Below are 19,677 nucleotides of genomic sequence, written 5' to 3' on the forward strand. Positions count from 1 at the left end.
ACATGAATAAAACAAGTCTAATAAAACAAGTCTGATGCATAGCTTGAGGTGATGTTAATGTTTAATTTTTCGAGAACTCCGAAAGTAATGAAAGGTGCGGAAAGTATCCATCTGGAAGGCAATGATAACGCTGTTCTCTTGATTCATGGTTTTACAGGAAGCCCTTTTGAGCTCAAAGAACTTGCTCATTGTTTGAACGAAAGCGGTTACTCCGTGGATGTCCCAAGGCTGCCCGGTCATGGTACGGTTATTGAAGATATGCTAACAACAAGGTATCAGGATTGGCTGAGAAAGGTAGTCGATGCGTACATTGATTTGAAATCGAAGTACAAAAAAGTTTTTGTGGGTGGGCTCTCCATGGGTGGAACGCTTACATTGGCGTTAGCTGAGATATTTGGTGATATCGATGGGATATTCCCTCTGGCTGCCCCTATAAAACTGAACAGAATGGACTTAAAACTAACGTGGTTAATGAAGTATTTTGTCAAAACTCGGCCAAAAGACCCAAAGGGCAACGTTGAAACTGTTTCGTATGATGCCGATCCTATACCTCAGGCGTGGGAAATGAACAAACTTATGGCAATGGTTAGAAAGAATTTGAGAAGGGTGACAGCACCCTGTCTCGTGGTTTATTCTAAAAAAGATGGAACCGTACCGTATAGCAATGCAGAGCTTGTATACCACGGTATTTCATCGGAGAAGAGGAAGCTTGTGTCCCTTGAAGAAAGTGGTCATATAATTACCATGGATGTAGAAAAAGAAAAGGTTTCGTCGTCTGTGATGGAATTCATAAGAAAAATAGAAAAATAACAAGCCCCCTGGTCGGGGGCTTGTTTAGTGGAGCAGGCGATGAGACTCGAACTCACAACCTCCGCCTTACCAAGGCGGCGCTCCACCGATTGAAGCTACGCCTGCTCGTTCAGTGAGTATAATATCATAGACCTTAAAATCTTTCAACCCGTCATCCTGGGTTATTGTTCTTTGGGTATCCATCTTACCTTTGGCTTTCTGGAAGCCGTAACTTCATCAAGGCGTTTTATAGGTGTGTTGTACGGGGCATTTTTAACGAATTCCGGATCTTTTTTTGCTTCTTCAAGGATCTTTTTTACCACCTCAACGAAATGGTCAAGATTATCTTTGTTTTCTGTTTCTGTTGGTTCTATCATTAAGGCTTCATGAACGATAAGAGGGAAGTATATAGTTGGTGGGTGTACACCGTAGTCCAGCATCCTTTTAGCGAGGTCGAGAGTCTTGATCCCATATTCCTTGACTAATTTTGTGCCATCGAGTACAAACTCGTGTTTGCACAAACCTGGATAAGCTGTTGGTATCAATTCAGAGAGCCTTGTCCTGAGATAGTTAGCATTTAGAACAGCTATCTCACTTGCATAGGTTAGACCATCTTTACCAAGCATAAGAATATAAGCCAATGCCTTAACAACCACGCCAAAATTTCCATAGAAACTCCTAATTCTTCCGATAGAATGTGAGAGATCGGTTTTCAGGATGTAACCCTCGTCTGTTAAATCCACTACAGGTATCGGGAGAAACTCCTTCAAATGACCTTTAACGCCCACCGGCCCGCTTCCTGGACCTCCCATGCCGTGCGGTGTGGAGAATGTCTTATGCAGGTTGAGATGGACTATATCGAACCCCATGTCGCCGGGCCTGACCTTTCCCATAATAGCGTTCAGGTTAGCCCCGTCATAATAGAGGAGGGTGCCATTTTTATGGGCCATTTCAGCAATTTTTATAATGTCCTTTTCAAATAAACCCAGGGTGTTCGGGTTTGTAAGCATTATAGCTGCGACACTTTCATCCAGAGCAGCCTCGAGGTTATCGAGATCAATTATTCCATTATCGTTGGACTTGATTTCTACTACCTGGAATCCGGCCATAGAAGCCGATGCAGGATTTGTACCGTGAGCCGAATCCGGGACGATGACCTTTGTTCTTTGATTCTCACCCTTTACCTCGAAATACTTTTTGACCATAAGCATTCCGGTCAATTCTCCGTGGGCGCCTGCAGCGGGTTGAAGAGTGAAGGCATCCATACCAGTAATCTCTGAAAGGAGGGTTTGGAGCCTGTACATGACCTCTAGAGCGCCTTGAACTTTTTCAATGGGTTCGTAAGGATGAAGCAACGAAAAACCTTCGAGTGCGGCGATTTTTTCATTGAGTTTGGGGTTGTATTTCATGGTACATGAACCTAACGGATAGAATCCGTTATCCACCGAATAGTTCTTTCTGGTTAACTCAGTATAATGCCTAACAACATCTATTTCACTGCACTCAGGGAGTCCTGGTAATTCTTTCCTTAAAAGATGTTCAGGTATGTAGTCTGAAGGACGAATTTCGTCTTTTTTCTCCTCGGGTAGTGTGTATCCTGTTCTTCCAGTGACTGATTTTTCGAATATAGTCATAATATCTCCTCCAGACGTCCAAGAAGAAACTCGATATCTGCATTTCTTACAGCTTCTGTGGTGCAGAAAAGCGCACAACTTTTCATCTCTGGATACCATTTTTCTAGATTCAAAGGTCCGAGAATTTTATGTTTCATGAGTTCCGAATTAATAAATTCCACATCTTTGTTAAAACTTATAACGAATTCATGGAAGAATGGCCCACTGAATACCTCCGTAACTCCTTCGAGCTTCAGTAATCTTTCTTTCAACGAATGCGCTTTGGCGAAGGATTGTTCTGCTACCTCACGAAGCCCTTCTTTTCCCATAACACTCATATATATGGCAGCAGTAACAGCATTATGGGCATGATTGGAACAGATATTAGATGTTGCTTTACTTCTCCTGATATGTTGTTCCCTCGTTTGAAGCACCATAACGTACCCTGTTCTTCCTTCAGTATCTTTTGTCTCTCCAATGATTCTTCCGGGCGTCTTTCGAATATTATTTTCTAAGGTAGCAAAAAAACCGAAACCGGGGCCACCGAAGTTTGGAGGGTTTCCCAGTGGCTGACCTTCACCGACAACGATATCGGCACCAAGCTTTCCAGGGGCCTCAAGAAGTGATAGTGCAATCGGATTAGCTACAACTATGAACATAACTTTTTCCGGAAGCAACTCACGAATAATTTTTAGATCCTCAATTACTCCGAAAAAATTCGGATAACCAACAATTACTCCGGAAACATCATCTGTGAGTTTTGATTTGAGTGTTTCAAGGTCGATATTCCCGCTGTTTTTAGCAAAGTTGACTTCTTCAACCTTTATGTTTTGTCCAGAACAATAGGTTCTGATGACTTCCCTATATTCAGGATGCACATTTTTTGCAACAATAATTTTATCTTTCCTATTTGTCCTTACGGCCATAAGAGCCGCTTCAGCGGCAGCTGTTGCCCCATCATACATAGAAGAATTGGCGACTTCCATTCCTGTAAGCTCAACGATCATCGTCTGGAACTCGTAAAGAGCTTGCAAGGTCCCCTGGGAAACCTCAGCCTGATAAGGCGTGTAAGCAGTGAGAAATTCGCTTCGAGATGCGAGAGCTTGAACTACAAATGGAATGTAATGATGATATATACCACCACCACGAAACACTGCCAGTTGTTCGAGATTTGTATTTCTTTCGGCAAGAGATTTCATTTCACGATAAACACTGAATTCATCCGAACCTTTTGGTAGAGCGAGTTCAAAATCAAAAACCTTCGGAACATCTGAAAAAAGCTCCTCAATACTGGGAACTCCTATCGTTTCTAACATCGATTTTATTTCTTCCGGGGTGTGAGGAATGTAAGAATGACGTTCTTTCATGTCATTCCTCCTCTTTACAAAAAGCCTTGTACTCCTCTTCGTCCATGAGCTCGTTGAGTTCATCAGAATTTGAAAGCTTTATCTTAAAAAGCCAGCCTTCTCCTTCTGCATCCTGATTTATGAGTTCTGGTGTCGTGTCAAGTTCTTCATTGATTTCAACAATTTCACCGGATACAGGAGCGTAAATATCACTTGCAGCCTTAACAGATTCAACCGTACAAACAACCTCTTCTTTACTCACAGTTTTTCCAATTTCCGGAAGTTCAACATAAACAATATCTCCGAGATGTTCCTGGGCGTAATTCGTTATGCCTACTGTTCCAATTTCACCTTCGATGGAAATCCATTCATGAGACTTTGCAAACTTTTTCATGACAGATAACCTCCTTTTATTAACCTTTTGATTTTACTGAACCTCTATAAAATGGTGTTTTGGTTACAACCGCTTTTACCATCTTGCTCCTTATCTTAATCTCAACTTCTGTTCCTCTTTTCCAGTATCCTTTCTTCAGATAGGCCAGGGCCACTGGCTTTTTCAATGTCGGCGAAAGCATTCCACTGCTTACCCAACCAATTTTTTCTCCATCAGCGTACACCTCGTAACCGTGCCTCGGGATACCTTTTTCAACGAGCTCTATTCCGCGAAGCTTGTATTCCAAGCCGTTTTCCAACTGCTTCAGAAGTTTGTCCTTTCCGATGAAATCTTTGTCCAACTTCACTGTCCATTTAAGGCCTGCCTCTAGAGGAGTTATCTCGTCGTTGAGCTCATTACCGTACAACATATAACAGGCTTCAAATCTCAATGTATCTCTTGCTCCAAGCCCGATGGGTTTAACGCCATAGGGGGCACCTATCTCAAGGATCTTTCGCCAGAGGGGAACAGCCCCTTCAGGAGATGTGTAGAGCTCAAACCCATCCTCTCCGGTATAGCCTGTTCTGGAGATGATACAATCGATTCCAACAACCTTTCCTTCTGTGAAATGATAGAAAGGAATTTCGCTGAGTTTTACCTGTGCTATTTCCTGCAAAAATTCTTCCGCCCGGGGGCCTTGGAAGGCCAGCTGAGCTGTTTCAGAAGAGATGTTTTTGACTTCGACATTGAATCTGGCAGAGTGTTTTTTTACCCACTCAAAATCTTTGTCTGTATTTGCCGCATTAACCACGAAAAGGATCTTGTCCTCAGAGAACCTGTACACAAGGAGGTCGTCTACAACGCCGCCGTTTTCGTTACACATGGGTGTGTAACAAATCTCGCCATTTTTTAAACCGGAAACGGAATTCGTTACAAGATAATCTGCAAAAATAAGTGCGTTTGGTCCGGTGATCTCAATCTCCCCCATGTGAGAAACATCGAACAGCCCGGCTATGTTCCTCACCGTGTTATGCTCATCAAGTATAGAGGTATATTGCACAGGCATTTCCCAGCCCGCAAAATCCACCATTTGCGCGTCCAGTCGCAGATGTTCTTGATAAAGAGGAGTTCTTTTAAGTTTTTCCATCGGTTATTGCTCCTTTCCTCTATATTCTTTGAGAATATTCTTTGCTTTTTCCAACATTTCATCGGGTACAAGTACATCCGTGATTGAACCTTCCCCAAAGTAGATTGTATCAGTGTATGCAATGTCCGAAGGTTGCAATCTCACCTCAATTCCTTCATTTTCAAGAATGCCTTTGATCAGCTTTGCTTCATAGAGCTGAATAGCTTCTTTAAGCTTTTTCATGGCTTTCACCTCACTTCCGATTAATTATAGCACCGACCGATAAACTTAGTTAATCAACATAAAGCCTTAGCTTAAATGAGATAAGGCGATTAATGTGCTATAATCACGCCAGATTTTAGTATGCGAATACTATCGCAAGGAGGTATCAATAATGATAAAGAAAATTGCTGTAATGACAAGTGGTGGGGATGCCCCGGGAATGAACGCTGCGATAAGGGCGGCTGTGAGAACTGCCGTCACTGAAAACATAGAGATTGTGGGAATTAAAAGAGGGTACTCCGGGCTTTTAGACGAGGATTTCATAGAGATGAGCTACGCATCTGTTGGCGGGATTATGGAAAAGGGAGGTACAATTCTCAGGAGTTCCAGGTGCGAAGAGTTTCAAACCACTGAAGGCAGGAAGAGAGCGGCAGAAATATTGAAAAAATACGGTATAGAAGCATTGGTAGTAATAGGAGGAGAAGGGAGTCTCACCGGGGCCATGCTTCTTTCGGAAGAAAATGACATTCCCGTAATCGGCATCCCAGGGACGATAGACAACGATATAGCGCACACGGATATGTGTATCGGAGTAGATACCTGTTTGAATACCGTTATTGGCAACATTCAAAAACTCAAAGATACCGCTTCATCTCATGAAAGGGCCTTTATAGTAGAGGTTATGGGCAGGCATTCGGGTTATATCGCTCTTGCTTCCGGATTAGCAACGGGCGCGGAAGCAATACTGATCCCGGAAATCCCGGTAGATTATGATGCCATAGCGGAAAAACTCTGGAACGAAAGGAAACGCGGGAAAATAAATTGCATTGTCGTGGTTGCTGAAGGTGTGGCAAGTGCCTATACGGTCGCAAGGCATATGGAACATCGAATAGGCTATGAGACGAGAATAACCATTCTTGGACACGTCCAGCGTGGTGGCTCTCCGACTGCTTTTGACCGCATCCTTGCTTCAAGAATGGGTTACGAAGCGATAAAGGCGCTTCAGGAAGAAGACTTCGGCACAATGATTGCCCTCCAATCAGGAAAGATGGTAAGAATACCTTTGAAAAAGGTTCTTTCCGAGAAGAAAAAAATCGATGAAAAACTAATAGAAATGATCAAAAATCCTTTCGTAGGATCGTAGGAGGAGACACCATGAGGAAGACGAAAATAGTTTGTACTGTTGGGCCGGCAACAGAAAATCCCGATATGTTAAAAAAACTCATAGAAGCTGGCATGAATGTGGTGAGATTAAACACTTCGCATGATGATTTAGAACATCATCGTCGGAGAATTAGAACAGTTAAGAAAATTCGTGAAGAACTTGCTGTGCCTATCACTATATTACTTGACCTTGCCGGCCCAAAGATAAGGACGGGAGACTTTTCTTCAGATACGGTTGTTCTTAAGAAAGGAGACCTATTCACTCTCACGACAGAGGATATTGTTGGTGATGATAAGCGAGTGAGTGTAAGTTACAAAAAACTACCATCTGAAGTTAATTCTGGAGACTTCATCCTCGTAAACGACGGAAAAATAAAGTTGAGGGTTGTAGAAACGAACGAGACAGAGATAAAAACCACCGTCGTTAACGGTGGGGAAATAACGCACCGTAGAGGAATAAACGTTCCTGGAATCGATCTTGGAATAGAAGCTCTTACTTTAAAGGATAAGGAATTTATAAAGTTGGGCATCGAAGAAGGCGTAGACTACTTTGCACTGTCTTTTGTCAGGAAACCCGAGGATGTTATCGAAGCTAAGAAGATCATTTCAAGCTTTGGTGGCAGCATTCCGATAATTTCGAAAATAGAAACAGTGCAGGCTCTAAAAAGAATAGAGTCTATCGCTGAGGTCTCAGATGGTCTTATGGTAGCTCGGGGTGATCTTGGTGTCGAAATTCCTGTGGAAGAAGTTCCAATAGCTCAAAAAAAGATAATACGCGCAGGAAATAAAAATAGAATCCCGGTAATAACAGCTACTCAAATGCTTGAATCAATGATAGAAAACCCTGTTCCTACAAGAGCAGAGACCACGGACATCTCCAATGCAATAATCGATGGAACCGATGCGGTGATGCTCTCAGCCGAAACCTCTGTTGGCAAATATCCTATCGAAGCAGTGAGTGTAATGCATAAAACCGCATTGTCCACAGAAAAGTATATTCGTGCCCACCCCTATCTTCTCCAATGGACTCGCGAAGATGTTGTCACCGACGACCATACGGACGCTATATGCCGCGCGGCGTGGGATTTAAGCGAAACATTAAAAATAAAGCTTATCGTTTCGTCTACCTATACAGGGCACACGGCAATAAACGTTTCCGGTTTCAGACCACGTTCGCACATTCTGGCAGTTACCCCAAACAAGAATACGTACCACCGCCTTGGAATGGTCTGGGGTGTAACACCCATGCTATTAGAGCTCGGTTCAACGATAGACGAAATGGTGAAGATTGCCAGTGAAAAGGCCAGAAAGCTCGACCTTCTTGATCCGGGAGATAATTTCATAATCACTGCTGGTGTTCCACTTGGCAAGGCTAACACTACCAATATGTTGAAACTCGAAAGAGCTTAAATTGACAATTAACCCATAGAAATGAAACTAAGAGGATTGCTTGCATTTTTAATAGAAATACGTAGTTTTACTAGTATAATCGGCTTTATTTCCGCATATTACAGAATATTCGCGTGTTATTCGTTATTTTTGTTCTTGAAGAATAACTATGTCTGGTTTATCATTAAATTAGCAGACTCATATAAAGAGTGCTAATTTATAAAAATCAGAATTTATAAAAGTCGAAAGGAGGTAACAGTATGAAGGTTATTCCACTCGGAGAGAGACTTCTCATCAAGCCAATAAAGGAAGAGAAAAGAACAGAGGGCGGTATTGTTCTTCCCGATACTGCCAAAGAGAAACCGATGAAGGCAGAGGTTATTGAAATTGGTAAGGACGTCGAGGATATCGATATCAAAGTTGGCGATAAGGTTATATTTTCCAAATACGCCGGTACTGAGATCAAGATCGATGACGAAGACTATATATTGATTGATCAGGATGATATTCTTGCCAAAGTCGAAGAATGAAAGGGGGTAGTGTGAATGCCAAAGATTCTTAAATTCAGTGAAGAAGCGAGAAGGTCTCTCGAAAGAGGTGTTGACGCTGTTGCAGAAGCTGTTAAGATAACCCTTGGTCCTAAAGGGAGAAACGTTGTTCTTGAAAAGAGCTGGGGCTCTCCAACCATCACGAACGACGGTGTTTCCATTGCCAAAGAGATCGAACTCGAAGATAAGTTTGAAAACCTTGGAGCTCAGCTCGTTAAAGAAGTTGCCTCCAAAACAAATGATATAGCCGGTGACGGTACAACCACCGCAACAGTTCTTGCACAGGCCATGATTAAAGAAGGTCTGAAAAACGTTGCTGCCGGTGCTAACCCGATACTTGTCAAAAAAGGAATCGAAAAGGCTGTTACCAAGGCCGTTGAAGAGATCCGCTCTATGTCCAAGAAACTTTCCAGCAGAGAGGATATAGCCCATGTTGCTGCTATTTCTGCCAACGATCCCGAGATCGGTGAACTCATAGCTGAAGCGATGGACAAGGTTGGAGAAGACGGAGTTATTACCGTTGAAGACTCCAAAACCCTCGAAACCTACGTGGAATTTGTTGAAGGTATGCAGTTCGACAGGGGTTACATCTCTCCATACTTCGTCACCGACCCCGAAAAGATGGAAGCTGTTATAAAAGAACCCTATATCCTCATCACCGACAAGAAACTTTCTGCGGTCAAACCCCTTGTTCCTATACTTGAAAAAGTCGCACAGACCGGTAAACCTCTCGTAATTATCGCAGAGGATGTCGAAGGTGAGGCTCTGTCTACCCTGGTTCTCAACAAACTGAGGGGTACTCTTGAGTCTATCGCAGTTAAGGCACCTGGATTTGGCGACAGAAGAAAAGCCATGCTTCAGGATATCGCCATCCTGACCGGTGGAACTGTTATCAGTGAAGAGGTCGGCCTTACACTTGAAAATGCCACACTTGATGATCTTGGTACCGCTGGAATGGTGAAGGTCAAGAAAGACGATACCATCATTGTTGATGGAAAAGGTGAACCCGAAAAGATCAAACAGAGAATAGGTCAGATTAAAGCTCAGATCGAACAGACAACATCTGAATACGAAAAGGAAACCCTTCAGGAGAGACTCGCGAAACTCGCCGGTGGTGTTGCCGTTATCAAGGTCGGTGCTGCAACAGAAACCGAACTCAAAGAGAAGAAGCACAGAATCGAAGATGCTCTCAGCGCTACTAGAGCAGCTGTCGAGGAAGGAATCGTGGCCGGTGGTGGCGTTGCTCTGGCGAGAGCTAAAAAGACCGTTGAAAAACTCATCGATGAGGTTGAAGATCCTGACATGAAGATCGGTGTTAAGATCGTTTACAAGTCTCTTGATGTTCCGATGAGACAGATCGCTGCTAACGCCGGTCTTGACGGAGCTGTCATCGTTGACAAAGTTCTTTCTGTTGACGATCCGTCCCATGGATACGATGCACTCCGTGACAAATTTACCGACATGTTTGAAGCTGGAATCGTCGATCCAGTCAAGGTTACAAGGAGCGCTCTCCAGAATGCAGCATCTATTGCTGGTATTCTACTTACAACAGAGGCTGCTGTTGTTGAGAAACCCGAAGAGAAGAAAGAAACTACCCCACCGATGCCAGAGTACTGATGAAGTAATCCATTGAATCAATTAAGGGAGAGCGTTTAACGCTCTCCCTTTTTGTTCCTCAGGCACATAACAACAACTCTAATTTCAGTTGATACATCCATCCTGAAGGTAAACACATTCACCCCTGAGCACACATGGGATTATAGAAATCGCAATTACGGATAGTAGGGTGTGATTATCTGGCGTTAACTAAAGTAACAAGAAATATACGCCGGTATACGTTGATTTTCTCCCGAATTCGTGGTATTATTATATTAGATTATTTAGGATTCGACGCGTGAAATCATCAAGGAGGTGAGAAGCGATGAGAGAAGAAAGAAAAACAATCTTCAGAACCAAAGACGATCTCAGGATCAAAACTGATGAAGAGCTCAACCTCCTGGAAGTAACGTTCAAAGACAGGAAAAATCTGCCTCTTTCCAAGCTTCAGGGTTGAAGCTTCAGAGGAAATAGCATCGCTATTTCCTCGCTCCCCCACTTTTTTCCTCCATTGCTTTTGATAATTTGTCATTTTGGAATTAAACAGTTCAATTTTGAATATAAAGTTCAGTTAATGTATAGTGATGTATAATTTCTTTAGAGGCTTTACCTAACCCCTCGGTATTTCAATGTAGAAGAGGGGATTCTGTTGTTTATAGCTTTAATGAGAGATAGCTCACAACGATCAAAAGGAGTGTCTTCTTTGGAATTGCCAACCGTTTCAGTTATTATTCCGGTAAGAAACGAAGAGAATTTTATTGGAAAATGCATAGAGTCTTTTCTGGATCAAGCTTATCCTGAAAATAGGTTTGAAATAATTGTTGTAGATGGAATGAGTGAGGATAATACGAGAACAATTGTAAAGGAGTATATGTCTCGTTATAAAAACATAAGACTGTATGATAACCCGGATAAATACACACCAAATGCTTTGAACATAGGTATTAAAAATGCTTCCGGAAAAATCATTATGCTTGCCAGTTCCCACGCAATATACTCCAGAGACTACATCTCCACCTGTGCGCAAAAAATTGTCGAAGAAAAAGCGGAGATTGTCGGCGGAAAGATGATAACACTTCCCAGAAATAGTAGTATAAAAGCAAAGGTAATAGCCTCTGTATTGAGTAATCCTTTTGGTGTTGGTGGCGCCAAATACAGAATCAGATGTGATAAAGAATCTTATGTTGATACCGTTGCTTACGGGCTTTATAAAAAAGAACTTTTTGATAAAGCCGGACTCTTCAACGAAAATTTGGTGCGAAATCAGGATATCGAAATGAATCTGCGTTTAAAGAGAATTGGAGCCAGAACTTTGTTGGTACCTCAAGTAAGTTCGTATTATTATGCTAGAGATACTTTTACAAGTTTGTGGAAGAATAATTTTGCGAATGGTTTCTGGGTAATATACAGCACGAAGTTTGCAAAAGTACCCTTTTCTTTTAGACATTTAATCCCTCTTTTCTTTGTTCTGTTTTTGGTTTTAGGATGTTTTCTGTCGATGTTTAGTCCCATCCTGGCTAAACTTTATATGGTTGTATTGGGATTGTATATGTTGCTAAACGTGTATTTTTCTCTGAAGATAAGCTTTAGACTTAAAAATTTGCTGGCATTTCCATTGGCTTTCTTTACTTTTCTTAGTTTGCATGTTTCTTATGGGATAGGTTCTTTAATGGCTTTGATCAAGCTAATTTTTGTACGACGTTCATACCAGTAAAAATTAGGTGGCACCACAAATGCCCTGGAGGTTAGTTATGCAGATAGTTGTTGTAGGATATCTTCATAAGAAAATGGATAAAAGGGTTTTTAGGACGGTAAAGGCTTTTTCGAGACACTTCAAAGTACTATACATTTATTGGACAGAGGATGCAAGTGAAAAATCTTACACAGAGGGAAACATTGAATATTTGCCAGTTTACCACAAACTGTGTACAAACCCCTTTAAGGAGTTTGTGAACAGGTACAAGTACGAAAGAGAGGTTTTGAGAATTGTTGATAAATTGTCATTTGACCTTGCTTATATACACCACTTTGCTACCGTAAAACCCTTGGCTATTTTTCGATTGCTTTCCAGAAAGAACGTAAAAATAATTACCGATTTTCATGAATATGTTCCAGAGGAATATCTTTTTGGAGTTGAACAAATTCCTAGATCTATAAAAATGTGGTTGGGACAAAAGCTATACAGACATATGATAATGAAGTCAGACGGAACTGTTTTCGTTTCAAAGAAATTCTTGGAAGATGCTAAAGAATGGAAACCTGATTTGAAGGCTTTTAACTTTCCAAATTACGGGAATCTTAAAATTCCACCAATTAACCAAATCAAAAGACAAAAAGAAGTGATTTTTGCTGGGACTACGGAAAGAAAAATAGAAAATGAATTGAAAATATTTGAAATATTAAATTCCAAAGGATTTTCGATTGTTTCCATTGGCACTGATATAAAGGCTCCTTTCGAAATAAAGAAGCTCCCCTTTTTGAAATATGAGAAGATGATAGAAAGAATTTCTAATGCAGCATTTTCAATAGTCTCGTATAGTTGTAGAAATAAGAAAGGAAATTACTTGAACAAATACGTGTATTCCATGCCAAATAAGTTCTTTGATTCGATAGCTGCGGGAACACCGGTGATACTCGATAAAGATTTTTTGGGTATGAGAGAATTAATTGAAAATGACGGAATCGGTGTTGTAATAGATCGAGATAATCCAAAAGAAAGTGCGGAAAAAATTACAGCCTTTTGGGAAAGTAAAGTGGAATATGAAAAACTTCTATTAAACATAAGTCGAAAGCAAGACCATTATGTTTGGAATGAAAAGAAAGAAAGAGAATTTATCGATTTTATCATGAGAGTTATAGATTCCTAAGAAAGGAAGAGATAACAGTGAAGGTTCTTTCAGTTATCGGAGCGCGTCCACAATTTATCAAAGAGGCAGTAGTGGGAGAGCAATTAAGGGCACTTGGAATGCGTGAAATTCTTGTTCATACAGGTCAGCATTACGACGTAAATATGTCTGATGTTTTTTTCAAGTATCTCAAACTGAAAAAGCCTGATTATTACCTTTCTGTGGGTTCTGGTACCCACGCATATCAAACCGGGACGACAATGATCAGGCTTGAAGAGGTTGTGATTAAAGAAAAACCCGATGTATTGATTGTGTATGGAGATACTAACGCTACCATAGCTGGTGCTCTTGTAGGGGCAAAACTAAAAATCTCTGTTGCTCATGTCGAAGCTGGTTTAAGGCAGGAACCCAAAGATATGCCTGAAGAAATAAATCGGGTAGTTACTGATCATATCTCCAGATTTTTATTTTGCCCAACAAAAAGAGCGGTTGATAATCTCAAATCAGAAGGGATATCCAAAGGTGTGTATTTTGTTGGAGACGTTATGTATGATCTTTTTCTGAAGGTAAAAGATAGTATAGACGTTCAAAAAGTTCTCAAAAAGTATAGATTACAGAGAAAAAATTATATCCTTGCCACTGTCCATAGAGACTTCAACACAGATAACGAAGAACGATTAAGAAATATCCTAACGGCATTGGGAGAAATATCCCGTGAAATTCCTGTTGTTTTTCCCATGCATCCTAGAACGAAAAAGGTTATAAATCAGAAAAATCTGTGGAATTTGTTGGGAAAGACCAGAGTAATAGATCCAGTACCTTATCACGAGCTTGTAGCTCTGTTGACAAATTCTTTGAAGGTGATAACAGACAGCGGTGGATTACAGAAGGAAGCGTACTTCGCAGGTGTTTCGGCAATAGTGTTAATGCCGGATACAGGGTGGATTGAACTTGTAGAAGCTAATTGGAACTATCTGGCTGATACCCAAAAAGAGTTAATAGTTCAGAAAGCGCTGGAAAGTTCTTTAAATAAATGTCCTTTCGAACAATTTTATGGTCAAGGTGACGCAGGAAAGAAAATAGCTGAGATAATATTGCGTCATCAGAAATAAAATCAGAGACTATTAACATCCTGCAATGATAAGAATGATCATAACAGTTTTTTTATAGAATTTATAAAAAGTACTAGACAGTAAAATGGTAATGTTTCCAATGTCAAAATTTGTTGTTTTTCCGAAGCACATCATAATCAAAGTGATTTGAGGTTGAGTATGAAAATATTAATATTTTCAGAAATGTTTCCAAAACCAAATGCTCCTTCAAGTGGAATATTTGTGAAAAAAAGATTGGAATACTTGTTGAAAGAAAAAAGAATGGATTTTGATTTTGCACCAATATCGACTTTTGATACTTCACTAATTTCTTTTGTCAAAAGACTTAAAAAGATTCCAAGGATCGAATTAACTGATTTTCTGGAAGTGGAGCATAAGAAATTCAAAGTTTTTCAGGTTCCTCTTAAAACCGTAACAAGATATGAAATGATAAAAGGAAAAACAAAAGCATGGATCAAATATGCTGAAGAAATGATGAAGACATTGGAACAGAATTTTAAGGTAAGTGATTACAACCTGATTCACGCACATAGAGCTTTTCCGGAGGGTCACGCCGCTTTTCTACTCAGCGAGAAATATAAAATACCTTATATAGTTACATCTCATGGCAGTGAAATTCACTCAGCTGAAAACGATTTTCTAAAGCTCATAATAGATATTTTGGAAAATTCATCAAAGGCTATATTTGTTAGTGAATATCTTCGCAAAGACGCAATAAAAAAAGGTTATAGCGGTAGAAAATCAGTTGTTATACCCAATGGAATAGATACTGATATTTTTAAACCAGTAGATAAAACTAAGGCTAGAAAAAAATTAAACATTTATCAAAAAGACTATAAATATGTTGGTTTTGTTGGTAATCTGATACCTATAAAGCGGGCAGATAAACTACCAGAAATATTTCATGATATATCCAGAAGTATTCCAAATATCCATTTTATTGTTGTTGGTGATGGGTATCTTAAAAGAGATATAGAGAAAAGAACCAAAGATCTTCAGATCACTTTTACCGGTAGAATAAAACCTGAGAGAGTCCCTATTTATATGAACGCTATGGACGTTATGATATTGCCAAGCAGAAATGAAGGATGGCCGTGTGTTGTTCTTGAAGCTCAGGCTTGTGGTGTACCTGTTGTTGGTAGTAGTAACGGAGGAATACCTGAGGCTATTGGAGACAATGATATGATAGTCACGGAAGGTCCGAATTTTGAAAACCGTTTTGCAAAAAGGGTCATATATGTTTTAAAAAATTCTGTATCGCCTAATAAACTAAGGCGAAGGGCTGTAAAATTCAGTTGGAAGTCCATGGTTAGAAGAGAAATTGAGATATATTGTGAGGTTGCCAACTTTAGATTCTAATTTAGAGGTGAGGTTATGGATATAGCTTTAGTATCAATGGATAATCCATATCTTGTTGGAAGAGGTGGTAAACACATACATCAATTACTACTTGAGAAGGGATTAAAACAGTTAGGACATAACGTTAATACTGACTACTATGTCCTGCCTTCCAGGTTCAAATGGTACACTTGGCGTTTGTTTGGGAAGGTATATGCCTTTAAGAAAAAAATGTTGGATATAGAAAAATGGTATCGTAATAAGGAATTTAGAAAATTTGATATTGTGCATGCCCACGATGTAGTTTCGGGAGTAGCAGTTTCTAAAAAGACTAACACACTAGTTTTAACTGTACATGGGTACTTCGCGAGAGAAGTAATAAACTATGGTGCGTATTCTGAGACTGAGAGAAAAAAGGTTTTCTCTTTAGCGATGGATTATGAACGCAAGGCTGTGGAAGAAAGTAAAGGAATTATTGCAGTGGACAGTAGAATAAAAATATACCTTATAGAAGAGCTTGGGTGCCCAGATGATAAGATATTGGTTATGTACAATGCGGTTGACACTGATACATTTTGCCCCGTTACAAAAAATGAAGTTCATAGAATTCGTCAGATTCTAAAACTCCCTCAAAACAAGTTTATTGTTCTGGTTCCGAGGCGTTTTGTTAAAAAGAACGGAGTAGTATTTGCCGCAAGAGCATTGCGCTGGATAAAAGATAGGGATATTCATATGATTTTTGCAGGTGGTGGACCTGAAAAAGAAAACTTGTTATCAGAACTTGAAAATGACGATAGAAGTACGGTTTATGATGTTATAGATCATAATCAAATAGTAAATTACTACAAAGCGGCGGATGTTATTTTGATTCCATCGATAACATCGGATGGTGTAGAAGAAGCAACTTCTCTTGCTATGCTAGAGGGCATGGCTAGCGGAAAACCTGTTATATGTAGTAATATTGGTGGTATGGCTGAGGTTATAAAAGATCAAATCAATGGAATTTTAGTTGAACAAAAAAATCCAGAGGAAATAGCAAGGGCAATTTTGATATTGAAAAATTCAAATGAATTTGTTGAAAGACTTTCAAGTAACGCGCGGAACTACGTAGTAGAAAATCATTCCTATATAAAACACTCAAGTAAGATATTAGAATTCTACGAAAAGATCTTGCAAAAAATCTGAATTTATTTGTCTTTTCAAGGAGGAAGACATTTTGAAAAAGAACAAACCAGTGATTTTATTAGAAGGGAAATATGGACCTGGAAATCTTGGGGATGATATTTTAATGATTGTTTCTTCTAAAGTTCTTCTTGAATGTTGCCGTGATTGCGAAATAGTAATAGAACTTTCTAAGCCTGAGATAGTAAAGAATTGGCTTTCCGGGGTTACTTTATTAAACCATTTCGAATTGAAGAAAGCCCCAGTGTTGAAAGTGCTTGGAGGAGGAGGACAATTTTATTCGTTTCCGCTCTCTTGGAACATTGAAAAAACAAAGAAAGGATTAGGAGTGCGCAAATTAGTTCATGGAAGAAAAGTTCTTTCCGCTTTAAAAAACAGGCTAGGAAAGATTCGAAAGCATTGGCTAACAAAATCAGTTGATACTGCTATTTTTTGTGTTGGAGTTGGGCCTTTTGTTGAAAATAGTCCTCAACAAGAAGAAGCAAGAAATATGTTAATGAAAAGTTCTTACGTTTCAGTTCGAGATAGTAACAGTTTTGCTATTTGCAAAGCTTGGGGAATTCGCAACGTAAAACAATTTACTGATCCAGCATTTCTTTACGAATTCTGGAGAGATGCTAATATACCAGCGAATGAAATAAAATTTTCAAATATTGAGCGATCAATAGCCTTTATTCCACGATATTGGCCACATGATGAAATTGGTCAATCTTATTTGAAGCCAATGTTGAAAGTAGCAAAGAAACTTAACACCCAAAACATTAAGAGCATTTTTTATTTTTTCAGTAAATATTATGATAGAGAAATCATTGAGTTTGTTGATAATCAAGGGTTTAACGTGAAAGTTTGGGATCCTGAGACAAATCAGAAACCTGCAAGGTTCGTTGAACAAATTGCTGAACAAAATATGCTCGTTGTTTCTGCTAGAGCACATGGAGTGATATTACCGGCAATTTTTGGAATCCCTGGTATAGCTGTTGAGATAGAACCAAAACTTGTAAATGTTCATAGAATGTTACCTAGAGGAACCAAACTTTGGCAGAAACCTTTTAATCCTGATTCTCTTTTGAAGATGATTCAAGAAATGTTGGAAAACAATGATGAATTCCGGCGATTGGTTAATGAAGATGTTAGTTATAATCACAATATTGCTCTTGAAGCTAAAGCGGATATTCAACGATTTATCAGAGATTATTTAAAGAAACAACATCATGTTTAAGTATACAACGAAGGGGATTAGCATTTGAGTAAGAAATATGTTCAGTCAGTAGCGGCTGGTGCTATATATATAACATTTTTCACATTAATTTCCAAAGTACTTGGATTCTTTCGAGAAGTACTTGTAGCTGATCTTTTTGGAACTTCATGGCGATTGGATGCAGTAATGATTGCTCTTACTCCTGTCCAGATAATATCTGGAGTAATATCTGCTGGTTTAATAACAGTTTTCATCCCCAAATATATAAAAATTAAAGATGCCAGCATTGAGGAAGCAAAGCACTATGCCTGGGCTATCATAGTTATTTTTGGCCTTTTGTTTTTAGTTTCAGGTATCCTTCTATATTTCTTTTCAGAGCAGTTTATAAAGCTTTTTGCTCCGGGATTTTCCCGAAAAATTGTTGAATACTCAGCAAGAAAGTTAAAAGGCTTGTCCGTGCTTCCTCTAATAATGGGTATTCAGCAAATACTTTCAGGCATCCTCCGGGCAGAAAGGCGATTTTTGCAATATACGTTGGCCCAGCTCTTTTTCAATATAGTTTCTATTCCGGTTATCTATTTTACTGCTCCTTACTTTAACGAAGCTTCATATATACTTGCATGGGTTATTGGAAACTTAGTTGTTAGCTTAGTACTACTCCTTTTTTCAATTGGACAAATCCAGCCTCATCTCAGATTATTTTCAGACGATATAAGAAATACTCTTGTTCTCACATTTCCTCTTATCCTATCCAACGGTCTAGGTCAAATTAACAATATAGTTGATAAGGCATTTGTTTCATTCTTGCCGTCAGGGCGTGTATCCGGTATGCAATATGCTGATGCTCTTCTTGGAATAGTATCTGGGGTTTTTTTAATGAGTTTTATGACTACAACTCAAACCGAATTATCAGAGTTTTTGGTAAGAAAAGATTTTGCAAAAGCTGAAGAAAGAATGAAGAAAACAACGCACACGCTTCTCAGTCTTTCTATTCCAATAGTGTTGTGGATAACGTTCATGGGGGAGCCTTTAATTAAGCTGATTTACGAGCATGGAAATTTTACGAATGAATCAACATCGATAGTTGTAATAGCTTTGATAGGATATAGTGCTAGAACAATAATATTACCAATTGGGCTACTCTCAAGACAATATTTCCTTATTCAAGGGAAAATAAAATTTGCCACTTATTTGACGGTGCTTTCAGTGTTGACTAATGTTTTTTTTGATTGGTTGTTAATTAAACCATTTGGAGTAGGCGGCATTACTGGTAGTACATCGATTGTAACTTTTATAAATACAACTATCTGGATATTGTTGGTTAGAAAGGAAGGAATTTCCTTTTTGCCTTGGAAAAGAATAATAACGCTTATAGTGAGTTGTGGAACCATTATCATTACCTCACTGTTGATTAAAGCGTTGACTAATGATTTGATATACATAATTTTTGGCAATTTTGCTTTTGCGATTCTTACAATCTGGTCTACTTGGGATATAACAACGTTTATCATAAGAAAAACATTTAGCAAGTTACTGAGACCGAAAAAGTGATTAAGTAATAAGTCATTGAAAAGGAAATATAAAAAAAGAACCTTATCTACATGAAACTTCTTCAGAAAAACGAAGAAGAGCGGCAGTATAAAATAAATGCTGTAAAAATAAAAAAAGCCCTGTATCCTAGAATAGGAAGAACACATAAACCATACAAAGGAGGGATACAGGGCCCATGGAAATCAAAGATATTATACTCCAATTTCTCACAGAAAATGAAGAAGGAATGAGAAATCTTCTAACCTGGTTTTTGAATACGGTTATGGAATATGAAGCCCGGATAC

18 protein-coding genes and 1 tRNA gene are annotated in these 19,677 nt (G+C 39.3%); 13 read left to right on the forward strand and 6 right to left on the reverse strand.

Annotated features, from left to right (window positions below):
* Positions 1-57: 57 nt before the first annotated feature.
* Complete coding sequence (locus tag DU53_RS08475) at positions 58-810, forward strand: carboxylesterase (RefSeq protein ID WP_015868953.1); 753 nt, start codon at positions 58-60, stop codon at positions 808-810.
* 28 nt (positions 811-838) lie between these two features.
* On the opposite strand, the gene DU53_RS08480 is transcribed toward DU53_RS08475, so the two are convergent.
* The 6 genes from DU53_RS08480 to DU53_RS08505 all read right to left on the reverse strand — a co-directional run bounded on the left by DU53_RS08480 (position 839) and on the right by DU53_RS08505 (position 5,490).
* Positions 839-915, reverse strand: a tRNA-Thr gene (locus tag DU53_RS08480).
* 56 nt (positions 916-971) lie between these two features.
* A complete protein-coding gene (gene gcvPB / locus DU53_RS08485; RefSeq protein ID WP_063728389.1) occupies positions 972-2,423 on the reverse strand; it encodes an aminomethyl-transferring glycine dehydrogenase subunit GcvPB in 1,452 nt (483 codons plus the stop codon).
* A complete protein-coding gene (gene gcvPA / locus DU53_RS08490) occupies positions 2,420-3,769 on the reverse strand; it encodes an aminomethyl-transferring glycine dehydrogenase subunit GcvPA (protein WP_063728392.1) in 1,350 nt (449 codons plus the stop codon). Before gcvPA ends, gcvPB begins: the two co-directional genes overlap by 4 nt.
* Before the next feature lies 1 nt (position 3,770).
* Positions 3,771-4,142: a glycine cleavage system protein GcvH gene (gcvH, locus tag DU53_RS08495; protein ID WP_015868956.1), complete on the reverse strand. Its 372-nt coding sequence runs from the start codon at positions 4,140-4,142 to the stop codon at positions 3,771-3,773.
* Positions 4,143-4,161: 19 nt separating this feature from the next.
* The gene (gene gcvT, locus DU53_RS08500) at positions 4,162-5,268 is read right to left on the reverse strand and encodes a glycine cleavage system aminomethyltransferase GcvT (RefSeq protein ID WP_015868957.1); all 1,107 of its coding nucleotides are present in this window, start codon (positions 5,266-5,268) and stop codon (positions 4,162-4,164) included.
* Between the two features lie 3 nt (positions 5,269-5,271).
* On the reverse strand, positions 5,272-5,490 hold the full coding sequence (locus tag DU53_RS08505) for a putative signal transducing protein (protein WP_015868958.1): 219 nt from the start codon (positions 5,488-5,490) through the stop codon (positions 5,272-5,274).
* A 154-nt stretch (positions 5,491-5,644) separates the two neighbouring features.
* On the opposite strand from DU53_RS08505, the gene pfkA reads away from it, so the two are divergent.
* From pfkA to murJ, 12 genes are all read left to right on the forward strand, one after another.
* Entirely contained in the window at positions 5,645-6,613 is a 969-nt protein-coding gene (pfkA, locus tag DU53_RS08510; protein ID WP_063728402.1) for a 6-phosphofructokinase, read from the forward strand.
* 11 nt (positions 6,614-6,624) lie between these two features.
* The gene (gene pyk, locus DU53_RS08515) at positions 6,625-8,043 is read left to right on the forward strand and encodes a pyruvate kinase (RefSeq protein WP_063728393.1); all 1,419 of its coding nucleotides are present in this window, start codon (positions 6,625-6,627) and stop codon (positions 8,041-8,043) included.
* Between the two features lie 239 nt (positions 8,044-8,282).
* A complete protein-coding gene (gene groES, locus DU53_RS08520; RefSeq protein ID WP_015868961.1) occupies positions 8,283-8,552 on the forward strand; it encodes a co-chaperone GroES in 270 nt (89 codons plus the stop codon).
* Between the two features lie 15 nt (positions 8,553-8,567).
* Positions 8,568-10,187 (forward strand): chaperonin GroEL, encoded by a 1,620-nt coding sequence (gene groL, locus DU53_RS08525; RefSeq protein ID WP_015868962.1) that lies wholly within the window; start codon positions 8,568-8,570, stop codon positions 10,185-10,187.
* A gap of 304 nt (positions 10,188-10,491) precedes the next feature.
* Positions 10,492-10,623, forward strand: coding sequence for a hypothetical protein (locus DU53_RS13220; protein ID WP_015868963.1), 132 nt, complete (start codon positions 10,492-10,494; stop codon positions 10,621-10,623).
* A gap of 192 nt (positions 10,624-10,815) precedes the next feature.
* On the forward strand, positions 10,816-11,880 hold the full coding sequence (locus tag DU53_RS08530) for a glycosyltransferase family 2 protein (RefSeq protein WP_235599772.1): 1,065 nt from the start codon (positions 10,816-10,818) through the stop codon (positions 11,878-11,880).
* 37 nt (positions 11,881-11,917) lie between these two features.
* On the forward strand, positions 11,918-13,033 hold the full coding sequence (locus tag DU53_RS08535; RefSeq protein ID WP_015868965.1) for a glycosyltransferase: 1,116 nt from the start codon (positions 11,918-11,920) through the stop codon (positions 13,031-13,033).
* Between the two features lie 17 nt (positions 13,034-13,050).
* Positions 13,051-14,124 (forward strand): non-hydrolyzing UDP-N-acetylglucosamine 2-epimerase, encoded by a 1,074-nt coding sequence (gene wecB / locus DU53_RS08540; protein ID WP_015868966.1) that lies wholly within the window; start codon positions 13,051-13,053, stop codon positions 14,122-14,124.
* A gap of 159 nt (positions 14,125-14,283) precedes the next feature.
* Complete coding sequence (locus DU53_RS08545; RefSeq protein WP_015868967.1) at positions 14,284-15,483, forward strand: glycosyltransferase; 1,200 nt, start codon at positions 14,284-14,286, stop codon at positions 15,481-15,483.
* Between the two features lie 15 nt (positions 15,484-15,498).
* Complete coding sequence (locus DU53_RS08550; protein WP_015868968.1) at positions 15,499-16,647, forward strand: glycosyltransferase family 4 protein; 1,149 nt, start codon at positions 15,499-15,501, stop codon at positions 16,645-16,647.
* A gap of 31 nt (positions 16,648-16,678) precedes the next feature.
* On the forward strand, positions 16,679-17,863 hold the full coding sequence (locus DU53_RS08555; RefSeq protein WP_015868969.1) for a polysaccharide pyruvyl transferase family protein: 1,185 nt from the start codon (positions 16,679-16,681) through the stop codon (positions 17,861-17,863).
* Positions 17,864-17,887: 24 nt separating this feature from the next.
* Positions 17,888-19,393, forward strand: coding sequence for a murein biosynthesis integral membrane protein MurJ (gene murJ / locus DU53_RS08560; RefSeq protein WP_015868970.1), 1,506 nt, complete (start codon positions 17,888-17,890; stop codon positions 19,391-19,393).
* The last annotated feature ends 284 nt before the right edge of the window (positions 19,394-19,677 follow it).

It is taken from the genome of Kosmotoga sp. DU53 (assembly GCF_001639905.1).
In the GTDB taxonomy this organism is placed as follows: Bacteria; Thermotogota; Thermotogae; order Petrotogales; family Kosmotogaceae; genus Kosmotoga; species Kosmotoga olearia.